We start from the raw sequence: 16,423 nt of genomic DNA, 5'->3' as shown, positions 1-16,423 counted from the left end.
GGGGCATGTTCGGTGAAGCATAGAAGCACCATAATAAATCCTGGAATTATCTGCCAGCCCCTGGGCGCTGTCATGGCATTCCTTGGTATCAGGGGCTCAATGCCACTCATCCACGGTTCACAGGGTTGCAGCACGTATATGAGGTTTCAGCTCACAAGACACTTCAGAGAACCGGTGAATATAGCCTCAAGTTCCCTTAACGAGGCCACAGTCGTATATGGTGGAGAAAAAAATCTTTTAAGAGCACTGAGGACAGTTGAAGAGCAGTACAGCCCTGAAGTTATAGGTGTAATTTCAGGCTGCCTCTCAGAGACCATAGGAGATGACATTGATAGGATAGTGGATAAACACAGGGAAAGAGGGGTATCTGAGGTCATAACGGTTCCATCACCGGGCTTCAAGGGTTCACACGTGGATGGATATGAGGCCGCTGTTAGATCCATTCTCAGATCACTTGTAAGGGAGCATGCTGAACCTGTGGATAGAATAAACATCATAAATGGTATCATGAGCCCCGCAGACACCTCAGAGATAAAGGGTATACTTGAAGGAATCGGCGCGGATTTCCTCATGATAACCGATAACTCGGAGTCCCTTGACGAACCCTTCGATGGTGACCCCTATTTTATAACACGTCACGGAACATCCATTCATGACATAGCTACGGCAGGTAACTCCATGGCCACCCTTAACCTTGGCGGTTACGGTGGAGGGGAGTTCCTCGAAAAGAAATACGGGGTTAAAAACATTGAACTCCAGATCCCTGCAGGCCTTGAAGGTACGGATAAATTTTTAGGGGTCCTCATGGATCTTTTCCATGCAGATATTTCCCGCTCAATCAGGAGGGAGAGGGGGAGACTGATGGATGCAATGATAGATTCCCATCAGTACACATCAGGAAGGAGGGTGGCCATATTTGCCGACCCATCCTATGCTGTTGCAGTAACATCACTGGTACTTGAGATGGGGATGCAGCCATATGTTTTCACAGGTCCCAGGAGCAGATACTTCCATGAAAAGATCAGCCAGCTTCAGAGAAAATGGGGATCCAGATTCACGGCAGAAAGTGGAGTGGACATATTTGGCTTAAAGGAGAAGCTTGCGGGCAGAAAGATTGATGTTATAATAGGAAACTCCCACTGCGCAAGGGTCGCCAGGGAACTTGAAATACCCCTCATGAGGATGGGATTCCCGGTTTACGATAGGGTGGGGTCCCAGAGAATAAGAATAGCAGGCTACAGTGGGGGGATATCCTTTGTTGACTCCCTCACAAACCTGATACTTGAGAGCCACTATGATGAGGGATATGAGATTGAGGGTGATGCATTTGATAAGGATAGCTGTTGCGTCGGATGACGGAAGATACGTTAACAGACACTTTGCAGATGCAGATGCTTTCATAGTTTTTGAGAGGATTGATAATGAAATCAAATTTTCTGAAATAAGAAAGGTGGATGGGGGAAAAATAGAGAAGCACGATGATAGATGGAGGCGGGTCCTGGACCTTATTGATGACTGTGAAATCGTAATATGCAGAAGGATAGGGGAAAAACCACTTGAGGAGGCTAAAAGAAGGGGTGTTATAGTCTTTGAATCAGATGATGGAATAGCTGCAGCAATACTGAAGTCACTCACGGAACTGAACATATCCTGCAGGGTATGATGGTTGCATGAGAATCTTCACAACCTGCACAAGGGACTGTCCAGGATCATGTGGTCTCACAGTCAGGGTTGAGGGGGGAGTGGTAAGATACATACGGGGAAGCAGAAGACATCCCCACAGCAGAGGATTCCTGTGCAGAAAAACAGCCAAATACCACAGGATGAGGCTCTACTCAGATAAAAGGATCCTGAAACCCCTCATGAGGGATGGAAATCAGTGGAGAACCATATCCTGGGATGAGGCTCTTCAAACACTAGCTGATGCGATGAACAGATGTGTGGATGAATACGGCGCGGAATCCATAGTCTACTATCAGGGATTCGGTGCAAGAACGGCCCTTAGACTTCTTAACAGGAGGTTTTTCAATTCGCTGGGGGCAACAACCCTTGAGGGGACACTCTGTGGAGGTACAGCTATAGAGGCCCATAAAATGGATTTCGGGAGAAGGATATCCCATGAACCATCCGACCACCTCAACAGCAGAAACATATTCATATGGGGACGTAACCCCGCAGTCACGGACCTTAACCTCTGGAGGATAATAAGGAGGGCTCAGCGCAACGGGAAAACCATCGTCACAGTTGACCCTGTAAGGACTCAGACGGCAGCCAGAGCAGATGTCCACTGCCAGGTTAAACCCGGCACGGATATGTACCTTGCAATTGCACTTTCAAAGATCATCGTGGAGGAAGGACTTCACCATCAGAGATTTATGGATGAGCATGCAGAGAACTCCGATGCCTACCTGGACGTCCTTGATGCCTTCAGCCTATCTGAACTATCAGGGACCACAGGGGTCCCTGAAAGAATGATGTATAAACTTGCCTTCACCTATTCAGATGGCCCGAGCAGCATAATCATTGGCTGGGGGCTGCAGAGGTACTTCAACTCCCACATAACCTGCAGGTTCATAGACGCACTAGCTGCCATATCAGGTAATATAGGAATCAGGGGAGGGGGTGTTAACAGCGGATTCGATGAATACGGAGGGTTTGATGAATCGGTCTGCATGGAAGCCAGAAGAAAGATATCCATGCCGCTTTTTGGAGGGGACCTTGAGAATCTGGATTCACCAGAGGCAAAATGCGTCTTCATAACTGCAGGCAACCCGGTGAACCTGGGCCCCAATTCAATGAAAACACTGGGGGCCCTCAGGGAAATGGATCTTGTGGTCATGGTCGACCACTTCCTCAATGACACATCATATGCTGCAGACATATTTCTTCCAGCAACAATCTTCCTTGAGGAAACTGATCTGGCGGGTAGTTATGGGCACCCCTATATTTCTCCGGTAAATGCAGCAGTCAGACCATTGGGAGAATGCCGCTCAGAATTCTGGATTATTAAGGGTCTATCGGAGCTCATGGGCCTTGATAACCTGGAGGGATCCCTCATGGAATGGCTTGAAATCATAGCAGCGCCAGTCCTTGATTACCATGGAATAGAGATCCATGATCTTCTAAAAAGACCGTACAGATCGCCTGGAACTCCTGAGGTTCCATTTGAAGATCTTAAATTCTATACAGAAAGCGGAAAATTTGTTTTACCATCAGAGGTTCCCCCAGATACTGGAATTTCAGATGAAAACTCTCTGAGACTTTTAACAGTAATGACCCATGAATGGATAGGATCCAGAGAACCGTATGATGAAGAGAAGCTTCCAGAAGTCTTTATACATCCAGAAACTCTCTTAAAAATGGGACTTGGAGATGGTGAAACTGTTACTCTGGAATCAGGGGTGGGTAGAACATGTGCAATTGTACGGGCGTGTGATAAAGTGTATCCTGGATGTGCCCTATCATTCAGGGGGACCTGGCTCTCGAGGGGAGGGTGTATAAATACCGTTATTGAGGATGGAAAAACAGTGATGGGTCATGGAACACCCTACCATGAGACCAGAATAAAAATTAAAAAGCGTCATTGAGAATGAATTCATGGATCAATACAGTTCAACATGATAAAAATTAAAAAGAAGATCTCATGTGGGGTTCCTGTTCAGGAGATGGGCCATCAGACTCACAATTATAAATCCGGCCACTATGAGTGAAACTATCTCTACCACAGCGTACATCCAATCACCTCATTCATCAACAGCCTCAATTATGCATACCCCACCCTCACATTCGTGCTCCAGTTCGATGAGGTATTCCTTCAGCTTCTCAACATCAATCGTTGTGAGACCCTTTATGAGGTCGCTGTCTATTTTTATCTGTATGACACCTGAGTTGTTGGTGACAACCTTCCCAGGGATGTAAACCCGTCCCAGCGACAACCTGACGGTGTCACCTGGTTTAACCTCTTCCCTTATGTACCTGCAGAGTTCATCGCAGGTTGCAATTCTATTTTCCTTTTTCAAATAAATCACCTTGCCTCTGATTATATAATCTTATGGTCGTTATAAAAATAAGTTTTACACCCCTCATATATGGTTCCTTGGGATCTGGGGTTATAGCCCTTAATAGGGTTTACACCTCATCAACATACATGAATTCCTTAAGCTCCATGAGTCCCTCAACGGCCTTCATCCTTATATCGATACCTGCCTCACGGACAGCTGCGAGGGGGTTCAGGCCTCCAGGGGTCACTATTCCAGCATGATACTTCTCCACGCGGGCGTTATAGACTATCTCACTGGGTTTCCCGATTTTCAGTATGCTGAACCCTGCTTCTGATAGATCTTCAATGAGGTCTGTGGCGTGATCCCTTGCAAGGTAGGGTACCTCACGGAGACTTGCAAGTACCCTTCCAGGACCATCAAGGGCTTCAAGGACTGCGGTCATATTCTTTGAAACGTAGATCTCATGGGGGTCCAGTGATGAGCCGCTGTAGGCTGTTAGTTCAACAAAACGGGGATCCCTAACTCCAACCTCAAGGAGGCCCCCGTACTTTGGCGTGGACATGATACCATTCTTTATGAGTATGCCGTCCAGGGTGAGGCTGCAGACAGTTGCAATTCCAGCCATCCCACCCTCATCTGTGATTCCTATAAGGGGGAGGGTTGAAAATTCAGGTCGCTTTCCCAGGACGTCACGTATGATCTCCAGGGCTTCATCAAGATCTTCCCTTCTAATCAGGGATATATTTGCAATCACCCTCCCAGAAAAATCCCTGTAGTTGAAATCAACCCTGTTTATGAGGTTCCAGGCCTTTGAAAGCAGGAATCGGACCTTGACACCCCTCTCAGGCGCAGATTCCATCAGCTTAACCTCAGGTTTTATGAGTGGTTCCAGGTTTCTGAAGTCAATGAGGTTCTCTGCCAGCTTAATCTCGACGCTGTAACCCGCCTCCTGTATTGCACACAGTGGAGTTATTCCGCCTATGATGGCAACCCCCACCATTCCATCAGCCACAGGGACGCCCAGAACATCCTCACCTGGCTCGCCCATCTTGAGGACCCCTGATATATCGGCTCCCTCAAGTTTTCTGAAGAGTTTTATGGCCTCCTCCCGTGCTGTTCCGGGTATAAGGCGGAGGTTTGCAGGCACGGTCCCCTCTCCGTTTTCAATGACATCAAGAACCGAGGTCATATTCTCGGATGTGAATGCCTCCAGGGGGGTCATTGATGTCTTCTTGTATGCTATGAGTTCCCTGAAGTTCACGGGCCTGCTTTCCTCGAACCTCACAAGCCCCCCAAACTGGGGTATGACAGGTATCCCATTCATGAGCAGAAGCCCATCAACCGTTGTTCCGCAGATGGTACTTATTACAAACTCCCCATCATTTTCTTCGATCCTGACACGGGGACTCAAACAGAAACCGTTTTTCATAACATATTTCAGGGTTTCGATGGATTCAGGGGATATCCTTGACGTGTTTACAACCACCTTCCCCTCAAGGGTATCCGGATTGAAGCTTGTACGGTAGATCATACTCTCAAACTTGGAGAATATGAAGTCCACCTGGTCGTAGACGAGGCCACGGTTTATCTCCTGCAGCCCCTTTTCTGTTATCCTTCTTCCGGCGTAACCAACCCTTTCTGTAAGGCCCTTTTCATCAAGTATGCGCATGTGGTATCTAACAGCACGTTCTCCAAGGTCGTAGCCCTTCTTTTTAAGTTCTGATGCTATTATCTTTGCTCCAAGGACGTCGTCGTGCTCTGCAAGGATCCTTAAAATCTCCATCATCTTCTGGTTGGTCTCTTCAGCCATCAGCAAACACCATATAAAAAATAGGGAGGGGGGTTATTTAAAGTTTAATAAAAAAGGAGGGTTAGATGTCCAGGTATCTTTCAAGTTCGTACTTGAAGACCCTCACCCGGTAGTCGTCCCATTCCTTGTGCTTTATATCCATGAACTTCTCATAGACATGGTCCCCGAGGGCGCCCTTGATGACGTCGTCCTCCTCAAGGGCATGGTATGCCTCCCAGAGACTTGATGGGAGGGTTTCGATTCCCATTTCCCTGAGTTCAGGAATGGATTTTTCGAATACGTCGATTTCAGTTGGCTCCCCTGGGTCGATCCTGTTCTGTATACCGTTCATACCTGCTTCCAGCATGGCTGCAAATGCAAGGTACGGGTTGCATGAGGGGTCAGGCATCCTGAGCTCTACACGTGTCCCCTTACCACGGGATGCAGGGATCCTCACAAGGGTTGACCTGTTTTTGAGACCGTATGCGATGTACACAGGGGCCTCATAACCCGGCACGAGCCTCTTGTAGGAGTTGACTGTTGGCGCACATATCGCTGATAGTGCGGGGGCATGCTTGAGGAGCCCTCCTATGAAGTACATGGCCTCTTCTGATAGCTGTGTCTCGGTGTCAGGGTCGTAGAATACGTTTTCACCGTCCTTGAAGAGTGACTGGTGGCAGTGCATACCGCTACCGTTTTCACCGAAGAATGGTTTTGGCATGAAGGTTACCATGTAACCCATCTTGTCCACTATAGCCTTTATTGCCTGCTTGAAGGTTATTACGGCGTCTGCTGTTTTAAGTGCCTTGTCAAATTTAAAGTCTATCTCATGCTGTCCAGGGGCGACCTCGTGGTGGCTTACCTCAACATCGAAGTCAAGGGCCTCCAGGTCCATCACCAGTTTTCTCCTGAAGTCCGTACCCTGGTCAACGGGTTCCACATCGAAGTATGCACCGCAGTCGTGGGGTATTATGTTCCCATCCTCGTCCTGGTCCAGGATGAAGAATTCGGGTTCCGGTCCGACGTTGTATTCGTAGCCCAGGTGGGCGTATTTGTCAAGGGCCTTTTTGAGTACGTACCTTGGGTCCCCCTCGAATGGTTTTCCCTCTGGCCAGTATACGTCACAGATGAATCTGCAGACACCCTTTTCCTCTGGCCTCCAGGGGAGTGTTGAGAAGGTGTCGGGGTCTGGTTTGAGGACCAGGTCACTTTCGTTTATATCGACGAATCCCTCAATTGATGACCCATCAAAGAGGAGACCGTCCTTTATTATGTCCTCTATCTGGTCTGGCCTTACCAGGGGTATTGCCATGTTTTTTGGTTTTCCGTGTATGTCCACAAACTGAAGGCGGACGAATTTTACTCCGCATTCATCCATTTTAGCTATTATTTTTCCAATCTTATCTGACATGGGTTATGCCTCCGTGGCATGAGCTTAACTTCACCGGAAGTAACTTTCCTTCTACTGGTTTATATATTTTTTGGCCATTACAGTTCGACAATTTTGAATGGTTCGCCAAGGAGCAGATCAAATTTCAGCATCCTCGGGGCGACTATTAAATCACCCATCCCGGTTATCAGTTTAAAAACCTCAGCTGCCTGCAAACACCCTGTAAGATTCGCCGCAGGTCCTATGACTGGGGGAGTCTCAGAGGATAGTTCTTTAAGATTAGCCTTAACATCCTCTGTAAGTTCAAGACCCGCAGATGGTAGATTGAAAAGTTCCTCATAGGATGGGGAATCGGATGTGAAGACGCTCAGCTGGCCCATGGATCCATGTATGGCTCCGTGTATGAAGGGTATGCCCTGGCTGCTGCATCTTCTTGATGCCATGACCCTTGAGGTTATGTTATCGAGGGCATCCACCACGGCGTCACTACCATCAATTATGGTTGAGGCATTTTTTTCTGTGAAACATTCATGAAATACCTCTACATCGGCGAATGGGTTTACCTTCCTGATGCGTTCTGCTGCAACTTCAACCTTGGGGAGTTTAAGGGCGCTGAAACTGCTCATGAGCTGTCTGTTGATGTTTGAGACTTCAAATACGTCGCTGTCTATTATCCGGATACTGCCTATGCCCATTCTTGCAAGCATCTCAACTGCAGCCCCCCCTATACCTCCACATCCAATTACAGAAACAGTTGAATCCCTGAGCCTTAACTGTTGGGCCTTTGAAATGAAACCCATCTGCCGGCTTACCATCTCCCAGTAGGCCATACCCTCATATCTCCTAGGCATTGTAACCCTCTTTAAAGTCTGTTACGGTATAGATATGTCACTGAATTATATTAATGATTTCACAGGTTTTAACGGTCACCTCATGACCCAGTACTGCATTGAGCTGATCAAGTTCAGGATATGGCTGCCGCATGAGAATAGCAGCATAAGAATAGTGGAGTTAACTGTACTAGATAGATGATCAGTTTAGGACTGTTGATGTGGCTCTGAGGGAATTGACTAGCAGAGTTAACCGGACTCTATAAATGACTGATGATGTGCTGCTGCCATAAAACAGATTATCATGCGCTTTTAATAGAAAAAAGCGGTTTCAAGATGCCGGGGGCGGGATTCGAACCCGCGACCTCACGGTATCCCAGGAAAAAGTCAGAGCACTGCTTAATACCCTATGAGCCGTGCGCTCTAACCAGCTGAGCCACCCCGGCGTAGCTTATAAAAAATCAGTTTTCATCTAATTTAAACTTTTCTGTTAAACACCAACGATGCAACCATTATTATTGGGTGGTAACATAAATACAATCACTCACCTGCAGAGGGAGGTCCATGCAGATCACGGGTCTTGATCTTTCAGAGGGTGCATGTGGCGCATGTCACCGGGTACTCAGGCATCTCTCAGAGGAGGGATTCATCGTTGAAACCTCAGAGTACCCTGAGGGCGTCAGGGCACGTATACTGGATCCCTCGGGAGATCTGGCTGGAGAGGGCTCGGACATAACATGGGCCCCGGCGGTTCTCGACGCAGAGATAAACGCAGGTTTTATTGATGATGACCTTGCAGATGCCCTGAAACCATTTCTTACAGATAAATATGACCAGAAGCGCGTTGCAGAAATGGCAGGTTATGGTAGGGTTGTTAACACAGCATCCGTGGTCATCTCCAGGATATGGTCAGAGGGGGGATCCGTTGAGGTTAAAAGGGACGGGGCAGGTATAAAGGTTGTTCTCTATTCCAAAAGCGGTGAAGAAATTGTATCCGCAGCATCCGGATTCTGTCCGGTCTGTGCTATCAACATAGCGGCTTCGAGGGTGGATTCCCTGAGAAATGAAATTGCTTCAGAAAGGTCCCGGAACACTGGAATGGAGAAATATGAGAGGGGAATCACAGGAAGACTTGAATGGAGGGGTAGAAGGGTTCACTCATATCTCATTGAGGATGGTAAGGTGATTGGAAGGAACTGGGGGTGCTGCATAGCATATGCTACCATAAGGGCTGAAATCGATGCAGGATTTGGAAGCAGCAAATGGAACAGGCTCTTCAGAAATTACTGTGACCTCTGCCCGCTCAAACATTTCTGGCTTGACAGGTCCATGGGGGCCCTGGGCAACAGGATCCTCCACAGGATGGGCAGGGCAGGTGTAAGGGAAAAGGTAAGAATGGAAGATTATATAACTGTGGATATCATATCTGGTGATGAGAGGGTTGCATGTGGTATAGGGACGCTATGCTCATTCAGTGCAACTGTAAATGCGCTTCTGAGGTCAGATGCTTCCCTGATCCTGAAACCTGATCCTGCCGATGGATTTCCATATCCCCAGCGTTGAGGTGTTCTCTTTGGGTGAACATGTAATAGAGGCCCTGGGCAAAACCCGGGTTACAGTGAAGGACGGTAAAGTGGTCCATGTATCTGAGCCACTGATCCACTACTGCCCCCTGTTCCATAAGTATCGTGGCATTGAAAAGATCACATCTGAGGCGGTCCGCCAGAATATTGAATTTCGCATCAAGGATTTTGGCATGTGCACAGCCAACCGTGAATTAAGAATGAGAGATTTTCTATCATTTGGCATCTCAGAGATTATCTCAACACTCCTTGCTGAGGGGGAGGTGGAGGCAGCCGTGATGGTCTGCGATGGGGCAGGAACCGTCATTGTAACAGAACCGGAACTTGCACAGGGCATAGGCGGAAGAATATCAGGTTTCATCAGCACATCACCTGAAAAGGATGTTATAGAAAAAATTGGCCCCAAAAATGTCCTTGACCCTGAAAAGGCAACAATAGACCAGGTTAAGGGCGTTGAAAGGGCACTTGAAATGGGCTACAGAAGGGTTGCAGTCACAGTCAAGGATCCAGATGAGGCAGAGCAGTTAAGGGGAATCAGTGATGGAGAAATATACCTCTTTGCGGTTCACCTCACAGGAATAGATTACAGGGGAGCAGAGAAAATAATCAATACATGTGATGTTGTAACATCCTGCGCATCAAAATACATAAGGAGGATAGCAGATAGAAGGGCGCTGCTGAAGGTGGGCTCCTCAATACCAATATATGCATGCACAAAAAAGGGTAAGAGATTCATTGAACTCAGATTGGAGAGGATGGGGGCTTCGGGGAATAAAAATTCAGAAAGAAATCCAGTTCCACCCGAACCCCTTGTATAGCTCTAAAGGTGGTCCGCAACAGCCTTTATAATGCAGCTCTGAGTTATGAGCCCAACCAGCATATCGTCTTTCACAACAGGCAACCTCTGATAACCTGTATCTGCCATTATCCTGCTTATCCTGCTTATTGGGGTATCCTCATAGACAACAACAAGATCCTTGCTCATGATATCCTTCACCCGCAGTTTCAGGGCCTCACCACCGGCAAGCAGAATATCCCTGTGGGTTATGAGACCAACAAGCCTGCCGTCCTCCACAACAGGGACGCCACCCACATTCGCACGGACCATCTTGAGGTTTGCAGCTGCCACAAGGTCTTCTGGATTAGCCACAATAATATCACGCAGCATTATGTCTCTTGCACGGAGCTTTCTCATCATGAAATTATTTTTATTGATGTCCATATATTAAGATTGAGGGATCAAAGTGACTCAGATGGAAGATGCAAGAAAGGGCAATATAACCCCCGAAATGGAGGAGGTAGCCCGAAAGGAGAACATCGATATTCAGATTCTCATAAAAAGCATTGCAGATGGCAGGGCTGTCATACCATCCAATGTTAATAGAAGTTCATCACCATGCGGCATAGGGGATGGCCTTTCAACAAAGATAAATGCAAATATCGGTTCATCCTCAAAGATGGAGGACGTTGACCTTGAAGTTGAAAAGGCAATGGCGGCCGTGGAATATGGTGCAGATGCGATCATGGACCTCAGCACGGGTCCAATGCTCCGGGAAGTCAGAAGGACAGTACTTGAATCCATAGACGTACCCGTTGGAACAGTGCCCATCTACGAGGCAGGTGTTGGGGCCTTCACATCCAGCGGCTCGGTTGTGGACATGGATGAGGATGACATGTTCAGGGCAATAGAGAACCAGGCAAGGGATGGCGTTGACTTCATGACAGTGCACTCCGGGATAACCCTTGAGACAGTTGAGAGGGTCCAGCGATCAGACAGGATAATGGGTATAGTGAGCAGGGGCGGAGCATTCCTGGCGGCATGGATAATACACAACCAGGAGGAAAACCCCCTCTACAGCAACTATGACTACCTCCTCGAGCTGGCATATGAGTACGATGTAACACTGAGCCTTGGGGATGGTCTGAGACCAGGCTGCCTCGCAGATGCATCGGATATACCCCAGATCCAGGAACTCCTCACCCTTGCGGATCTCGTTGCAAGGGCCCGTGATGCAGATGTCCAGTGCATGGTTGAGGGCCCCGGCCACATGCCACTCGACCAGATCGCAGCAAACATGAAGATACAGAAGTCTGTCTGCGACGGCGCACCATTCTATGTCCTCGGCCCAATAGTCACCGACATGGCCCCCGGGTATGACCATATCAGTGCTGCCATAGGTGGTGCAGTTGCTGCAATGAACGGGGCCGACTTCCTCTGCTATGTAACACCCGCAGAGCACCTCGCCATACCCGGTGTGGAGGATGTTATTGAGGGAGTGGTGGCTTCCAGGATAGCTGCACAGGCCGCGGATGCCGCCATTAAATTGCCAGGGGCATGGAAATCTGAACTTGAAATGGCAAATGCAAGGAAATCCTTTGACTGGAGTAAACAGTTTGAAATGGCATTCGACTCAAGAAAACCTGCAGAGTACAGGATGCAGTGCCCCATCGATGATTCAGAGATGTGCACCATGTGCGGGGAATACTGCGCCCTCAGGATCCTAAGGGATGATTGAAGCACTGATGAATCGGGCCTCTGGAATGTCTGTGTCACTCCATGGGTCTGAGGAAGGGGACAGGAACAGTTGCATCTATGTGACGGTTCTATTTCCCAACAGTTAATATGGACCAGTAACAGAAATTACAGTGGTGGTCCAATGAAATTTGAACATGTTAACGGCACCGAAAAGGCAAAGATCCGGCTTTTTGCCCTGAGCACATGTGGCTGGTGCAAAAAAACCCGTGAACTGCTGGAGGAACTCGGGGTGGCCTATGATTACGTATACGTCGACCTCCTCCAGGGCGATGAACGCGAAAATGCCCTCAGGGAACTTCGGAAGTGGAACCCATCCCTCTCATTCCCCACACTTGTGATAGACGATGGGGATGTTATTGTGGGATTTGATGCACTCTCAATAAAATCGGCCCTCAGGTAGGGGATCATCATGGCTGATGAACTTGAAGCACTCTACAGAGAGATCAGAGAATCTGCAGAGAGATCTGGTTATAAAATCAACCCTGACAGGGAATTTGTCATGGAACTCCTGCGGGGGATCCTCACCAACCGTGAGAGGTATGGCTATGATTCCTGCCCATGCAGGCTAGCATCCGGCAATCCAGAGGAGGACAGTGACATAGTATGCCCCTGTGATTACAGGGACGAGGATCTTGAGGAGTATGGGACATGTTACTGCGGCCTTTACGTTAAGGATGAGGATGTTAATTTCACATCAATCCCTGAGAGAAGGAATATGGAAAAAATCCCTGGGGAAAAACTTGGCCTTAAGATCCCGGTACTTCGGTGTCGTGTATGTGGTTATCTCTGTGCAAGGAAAGAACCACCTGAACCATGCCCCATCTGTGGTGTCAGCGGAAAATTTGATGTTTTCCTTGAATAAAAGATGGTGAGGTGAATCCTTGCTGGAAGGCTACAGTGAAGTCAAAAAGGATCTCAGGTTCATTTTTGGCTCTGAAGTGAGACTTAGAGTCCTCCTTGCTCTCATGAATGGACCCATGGAGTTGTCTGAGATGAGGTCAGTTATAAGATCAAGCTCATCAACCATTCTACATGCCATATACCAGCTGGAAGAGAGGCGGATGGTATCAAGGACCAATCGACGGTATGAACTTTCAGCAACAGGGAGGATAATATCCCTCAAGGTGCAGGGGATCATAGGGTCACTTCTTGCTCTTGGAAATCTATCAGAATTCTTCCTTGACCATGACCTGTCATCAATACCCGATCACCTACTATCCAGCATAGAAGCCCTTGCAGGGGCCACTCTTCTTGAATCAAAACCTGAGAACCTCACAGAACCATATGAGGTGGTGGCAAAGAACGCCCTGAATTCAGAGAGGGTCTGGGTCCTATCAGGGGTATATCACCCCTTCTATGGGGACCTTCTGAGGTCAGGGGTGGATGCTGAGATAATACTTTCAGAGGATCTTATAGCCTCTATTGAAAGTGATTTGCCTCAAAATGTCGGTATTCACGCCATCCCTGCAAAACTTAACTTCAGCCTGATAATAACGGAGGGTTCAATGGCCCTATCTCTTTTCCTATCAGATGGCCTCTATGATCCATCACGGTTCCTTTTTTCAAGGGATGATGAGGCAATTGAATGGGCATGGAGCCTCTTCAGACACTTTACAGATGATGGAGTTGGATAGATTGCTCTATATTGAACTTGCAGAGGTCTACAGGAAACTGGAATCAACAACAAAGCGCCTCGAAAAGACAGATATCCTCGCAGGGCTCTTCAGCAGCGTTGAAAGGGACCTTTTACCGGTGGTGACCCTCCTCATGCTTGGGAGGGTTTTTCCGGTCTGGAGTGAGGAGGAACTCGGGGTTGGCATAAAACTTCTCATGAGGGCGATATCAACCGTCGTGGGGGTTTCGGTTGATGAAATAGAGGATGCAATGAGGGAGGAGGGAGACATAGGGCTTGCCAGCGAGAAACTCTTCTCGAAGAAAACCCAGACAACCTTCTTTTCGCAACCACTCACGGTTGAATTTGTTTATGATAAACTACGCTCACTGACATCTGTAACAGGTGAAAGGGCCCAGGCAAGGAAGATAGGAATACTTGTTGAGGTCCTATCCCAGGCAAAGCCACTTGAGGCACGTTACATCACCAGGACGGTTCTTGAAGAACTCAGGGTGGGGGTTGCAGAGGGAATTATACGGGATGCCATCTCCAGGGCCTCTGGAGCCGACCCTGCGCTTGTTGAGAGGGCACACATGCTCACCAATGACCTGGGCATGGTGGCTGCCGTTGCAATGGAGGAAGGTAATCCGGGCCTTGAGAAGCTGAACCTTGAACCTGGAAGGCCAGTAAAGCCCATGCTCGCACAGCTTGCTGAAAGCATAGAATCTGCGATAGAGGAGCTTGGAAGGGCGTTCTGTGAGACAAAGTATGATGGGATAAGGGTCCAGATACACAGAAGGGAGGGCGGGATATCCATTTTCACGCGCAGACTTGAAAACATAACCGCGGCGGTCCCTGACATCCTTGAGGGCGTTGAAAGGGCACTCCCGGATGGGGACTACATAGTTGAGGGCGAGATCATCGTCACAATTGAGGGCAAACCCGCTTCCTTCCAGTACATACTCCAGAGGGTCAGGAGAAAGTATGATATAGAACGATTGATGAGGAAGGTTCCCCTCTCCCTCTTCCTCTTCGACGTCCTATATTATGAAAGACCCCTTATTGACGAACCACTTAGGGAGAGGAGAAGGGTTCTTGAATCAATAATCTCTGAGGTTCCAGGGGAGATTGAGGCGAGCCGGATGGTTGATGTATGCCCAGATAACGTTGATGAAGCCCTGTGGCTCTTCAGGGAATCGATAAAGGAGGGTCATGAGGGTATAATGATAAAGGACACAGAGTCACCATATATACCAGGTATAAGGGGCAAAAAGATGCTTAAATTCAAGGCAGAACCAGAAACACTGGACCTCATCGTTGTTGGAGGTACCTATGGTCGTGGGAAAAGGGCCCACCTCATTGGTTCATACCTTCTGGCTGCAAGGGATGATGATACAGGGGAGCTTTTGACGGTGGCTCATGTTGCAACGGGCCTGGATGATGAAACCCTTCAGGAACTCTCAGAGAGGATGGAGAATCTTGCCATTGAGAGGAAGGGGAGGAAACTGAGGGTCAGACCGGAGATAATACTTGAGGTGGCCTACAGTGAAATAGTACGCAGCCCTGAGTATGAGAGCGGTTACTCTCTTCGCTTCCCTGTTGTAAAACGCATAAGGGATGATCTGAGCCCTGAGGACATTGATACAGTCTCCCGTATAGAGTCGATGTTCAGGGCCTGATTTGGGAATACCAGACCTTCAGTAATATTTAAATATTCATATGTATTACATTATTTCATGGGTTTCATACTTGATGACAGGGCACTACTCATAATCTCGGTTTTTCTTGGAATTTCTGGGTTTATTGGAATGATAATCTCCTCAGCATCACTCACACCCCCCATAGTTAGAGTGTCAGACATGGACAGGTCCATGATGGACAGGGAGATTACAGTTGAGGGTACAGTGGAGTCGGTTCATGAACTCAAATCTGGGACTTTGCTTTTAAAAATAAATGATGGGACAGGGACAGTAACGGCTGTTGCATTTAAATCAGTCTCGGAGGGTATGGAAATCAGCCCTGGAATCTTAAGGGGAATGAGGATCCAGGTAACAGGAAGGGTTAAGGAGTACCGTGGATCACTGGAGATGGTTGTTGAGAAACCATCTGCCATCAGGCCAAAATCATTTGGGAGTTAGTTCACTCCTCATCGATGTGTAATGGTCTAAGTTCACCTGTGGCTATGTCAATTATAAGGCCATGGACCTTTACTGATTCAGGTATAAGTGGTGATGACCGCAGCTTTCTGATACCCTCAATCACGTTTTCCTCCTCATCGGCTATGGGGTTCAGTGTGCTGAGGCTGAAATTTTCAATGACACCCTCATCAACGCCAAGTTTCCTCATCTCTGATACTATGCGGTCCCTATCAAGGCGTGCCATTCCGCAGTCCGTGTGCCCCACTATCAGTATCTCCCGCACACCAAGGGCATATATGGCCACTGCAGCTGACCTCACAGCACCATCATCCACAATATTGCCAGCATTCCTTATTATCTTTGCATCACCCCTACCTATCCCCAGGGCCTCTTCAAGAAATCCTGTGAGCCTTGAGTCCATGCAGGTTATGATGCAGAGACCCCTAGCTGGTTTTGCACTCAGAAGGGGTCCGTTCTCATTGACAAATTTTCTGTTTTCAGAGAGGATATCCTTAATAACCATGATAACCAACCTCATTCTACC

At 48.0% G+C, this 16,423-nt stretch carries 17 protein-coding genes and 1 tRNA gene; 11 read left to right on the top strand and 7 right to left on the bottom strand.

All coding sequences use genetic code 11. The annotated features are described in order from the left end of the window. Positions 1-12 precede the first annotated feature (12 nt). From L5462_RS00960 to L5462_RS00950, 3 genes are read left to right on the top strand one after another with little or no spacing between them, the layout of a single operon-like run. Positions 13-1,356 carry a nitrogenase component 1 gene (locus tag L5462_RS00960; RefSeq protein ID WP_237778974.1) on the top strand — a complete coding sequence of 448 codons (1,344 nt, stop codon included), beginning with the start codon at positions 13-15 and terminating at the stop codon, positions 1,354-1,356. Then, positions 1,328-1,663 carry a NifB/NifX family molybdenum-iron cluster-binding protein gene (locus L5462_RS00955; RefSeq protein WP_237778973.1) on the top strand — a complete coding sequence of 112 codons (336 nt, stop codon included), beginning with the start codon at positions 1,328-1,330 and terminating at the stop codon, positions 1,661-1,663. Before L5462_RS00960 ends, L5462_RS00955 begins: the two co-directional genes overlap by 29 nt. Positions 1,664-1,670: 7 nt before the next feature. Beyond that, positions 1,671-3,587, top strand: coding sequence for a molybdopterin-dependent oxidoreductase (locus L5462_RS00950; protein ID WP_237778972.1), 1,917 nt, complete (start codon positions 1,671-1,673; stop codon positions 3,585-3,587). Between the two features lie 156 nt (positions 3,588-3,743). On the opposite strand, the gene L5462_RS00945 is transcribed toward L5462_RS00950, so the two are convergent. From L5462_RS00945 to L5462_RS00925, 5 genes are all read right to left on the bottom strand, one after another. Next, positions 3,744-4,028: a DUF2097 domain-containing protein gene (locus tag L5462_RS00945; protein ID WP_237778971.1), complete on the bottom strand. Its 285-nt coding sequence runs from the start codon at positions 4,026-4,028 to the stop codon at positions 3,744-3,746. Between the two features lie 100 nt (positions 4,029-4,128). Next, complete coding sequence (locus tag L5462_RS00940; RefSeq protein ID WP_237778970.1) at positions 4,129-5,811, bottom strand: DUF128 domain-containing protein; 1,683 nt, start codon at positions 5,809-5,811, stop codon at positions 4,129-4,131. A 61-nt stretch (positions 5,812-5,872) separates the two neighbouring features. Further along, on the bottom strand, positions 5,873-7,201 hold the full coding sequence (glnA, locus tag L5462_RS00935) for a type I glutamate--ammonia ligase (protein WP_237778969.1): 1,329 nt from the start codon (positions 7,199-7,201) through the stop codon (positions 5,873-5,875). Between the two features lie 77 nt (positions 7,202-7,278). Continuing rightward, entirely contained in the window at positions 7,279-8,031 is a 753-nt protein-coding gene (locus L5462_RS00930; protein ID WP_237778968.1) for a HesA/MoeB/ThiF family protein, read from the bottom strand. A gap of 316 nt (positions 8,032-8,347) precedes the next feature. After that, positions 8,348-8,456, bottom strand: a tRNA-Met gene (locus tag L5462_RS00925). A gap of 118 nt (positions 8,457-8,574) precedes the next feature. On the opposite strand from L5462_RS00925, the gene L5462_RS00920 reads away from it, so the two are divergent. Together L5462_RS00920 and L5462_RS00915 are read left to right on the top strand one after the other, a co-directional pair. Further along, a complete protein-coding gene (locus L5462_RS00920; protein ID WP_237778967.1) occupies positions 8,575-9,573 on the top strand; it encodes a hypothetical protein in 999 nt (332 codons plus the stop codon). A gap of 10 nt (positions 9,574-9,583) precedes the next feature. Then, the gene (locus L5462_RS00915) at positions 9,584-10,411 is read left to right on the top strand and encodes a methanogenesis marker 8 protein (RefSeq protein ID WP_237778966.1); all 828 of its coding nucleotides are present in this window, start codon (positions 9,584-9,586) and stop codon (positions 10,409-10,411) included. Between the two features lie 2 nt (positions 10,412-10,413). Here the strand turns inward: L5462_RS00915 and L5462_RS00910 are convergent, their stop codons facing one another. Further along, on the bottom strand, positions 10,414-10,791 hold the full coding sequence (locus L5462_RS00910) for a CBS domain-containing protein (RefSeq protein ID WP_237778965.1): 378 nt from the start codon (positions 10,789-10,791) through the stop codon (positions 10,414-10,416). Positions 10,792-10,837: 46 nt separating this feature from the next. Here L5462_RS00910 and thiC point away from each other — a divergent pair, with 46 nt between their 5' ends. From thiC to L5462_RS00880, 6 genes are all read left to right on the top strand, one after another. Continuing rightward, positions 10,838-12,109, top strand: a complete 1,272-nt coding sequence (gene thiC, locus L5462_RS00905) for a phosphomethylpyrimidine synthase (RefSeq protein ID WP_237778964.1) — start codon at positions 10,838-10,840, stop codon at positions 12,107-12,109. Between the two features lie 141 nt (positions 12,110-12,250). Further along, positions 12,251-12,529: a glutaredoxin family protein gene (locus L5462_RS00900; RefSeq protein WP_237778963.1), complete on the top strand. Its 279-nt coding sequence runs from the start codon at positions 12,251-12,253 to the stop codon at positions 12,527-12,529. A gap of 9 nt (positions 12,530-12,538) precedes the next feature. Then, entirely contained in the window at positions 12,539-12,991 is a 453-nt protein-coding gene (locus tag L5462_RS00895) for a ferredoxin-thioredoxin reductase catalytic domain-containing protein (RefSeq protein ID WP_237778962.1), read from the top strand. A gap of 19 nt (positions 12,992-13,010) precedes the next feature. Next, on the top strand, positions 13,011-13,763 hold the full coding sequence (locus L5462_RS00890; RefSeq protein ID WP_237778961.1) for a winged helix-turn-helix domain-containing protein: 753 nt from the start codon (positions 13,011-13,013) through the stop codon (positions 13,761-13,763). Position 13,764: 1 nt separating this feature from the next. Beyond that, entirely contained in the window at positions 13,765-15,420 is a 1,656-nt protein-coding gene (locus tag L5462_RS00885) for an ATP-dependent DNA ligase (RefSeq protein ID WP_237779484.1), read from the top strand. A gap of 57 nt (positions 15,421-15,477) precedes the next feature. Continuing rightward, positions 15,478-15,879 (top strand): exodeoxyribonuclease VII large subunit, encoded by a 402-nt coding sequence (locus L5462_RS00880; protein ID WP_237778960.1) that lies wholly within the window; start codon positions 15,478-15,480, stop codon positions 15,877-15,879. A gap of 1 nt (position 15,880) precedes the next feature. On the opposite strand, the gene L5462_RS00875 is transcribed toward L5462_RS00880, so the two are convergent. After that, positions 15,881-16,402 (bottom strand): carbonic anhydrase, encoded by a 522-nt coding sequence (locus tag L5462_RS00875; RefSeq protein WP_237778959.1) that lies wholly within the window; start codon positions 16,400-16,402, stop codon positions 15,881-15,883. Positions 16,403-16,423 lie beyond the last annotated feature (21 nt).

Source organism: Methanothermobacter sp. K4, assembly GCF_022014235.1.
Lineage (GTDB): Archaea > Methanobacteriota > Methanobacteria > Methanobacteriales > Methanothermobacteraceae > Methanothermobacter.
This window is presented reverse-complemented; position numbering and strand designations above follow the sequence as displayed.

Bases quoted from the DNA above. Each gene is read 5' to 3' on its own strand.
- L5462_RS00875 (WP_237778959.1), bottom strand. From the start codon at position 16,402: ATGGTTATTAAGGATATCCTCTCTGAAAACAGAAAATTTGTCAATGAG.
- L5462_RS00940 (WP_237778970.1), bottom strand. From the start codon at position 5,811: ATGGCTGAAGAGACCAACCAGAAGATGATGGAGATTTTAAGGATCCTT.
- L5462_RS00895 (WP_237778962.1), top strand. From the start codon at position 12,539: ATGGCTGATGAACTTGAAGCACTCTACAGAGAGATCAGAGAATCTGCA.
- L5462_RS00910 (WP_237778965.1), bottom strand. From the start codon at position 10,791: ATGATGAGAAAGCTCCGTGCAAGAGACATAATGCTGCGTGATATTATT.
- L5462_RS00950 (WP_237778972.1), top strand. From the start codon at position 1,671: ATGAGAATCTTCACAACCTGCACAAGGGACTGTCCAGGATCATGTGGT.
- glnA (WP_237778969.1), bottom strand. From the start codon at position 7,201: ATGTCAGATAAGATTGGAAAAATAATAGCTAAAATGGATGAATGCGGA.
- L5462_RS00880 (WP_237778960.1), top strand. From the start codon at position 15,478: ATGGGTTTCATACTTGATGACAGGGCACTACTCATAATCTCGGTTTTT.
- L5462_RS00920 (WP_237778967.1), top strand. From the start codon at position 8,575: ATGCAGATCACGGGTCTTGATCTTTCAGAGGGTGCATGTGGCGCATGT.
- L5462_RS00930 (WP_237778968.1), bottom strand. From the start codon at position 8,031: ATGCCTAGGAGATATGAGGGTATGGCCTACTGGGAGATGGTAAGCCGG.
- L5462_RS00900 (WP_237778963.1), top strand. From the start codon at position 12,251: ATGAAATTTGAACATGTTAACGGCACCGAAAAGGCAAAGATCCGGCTT.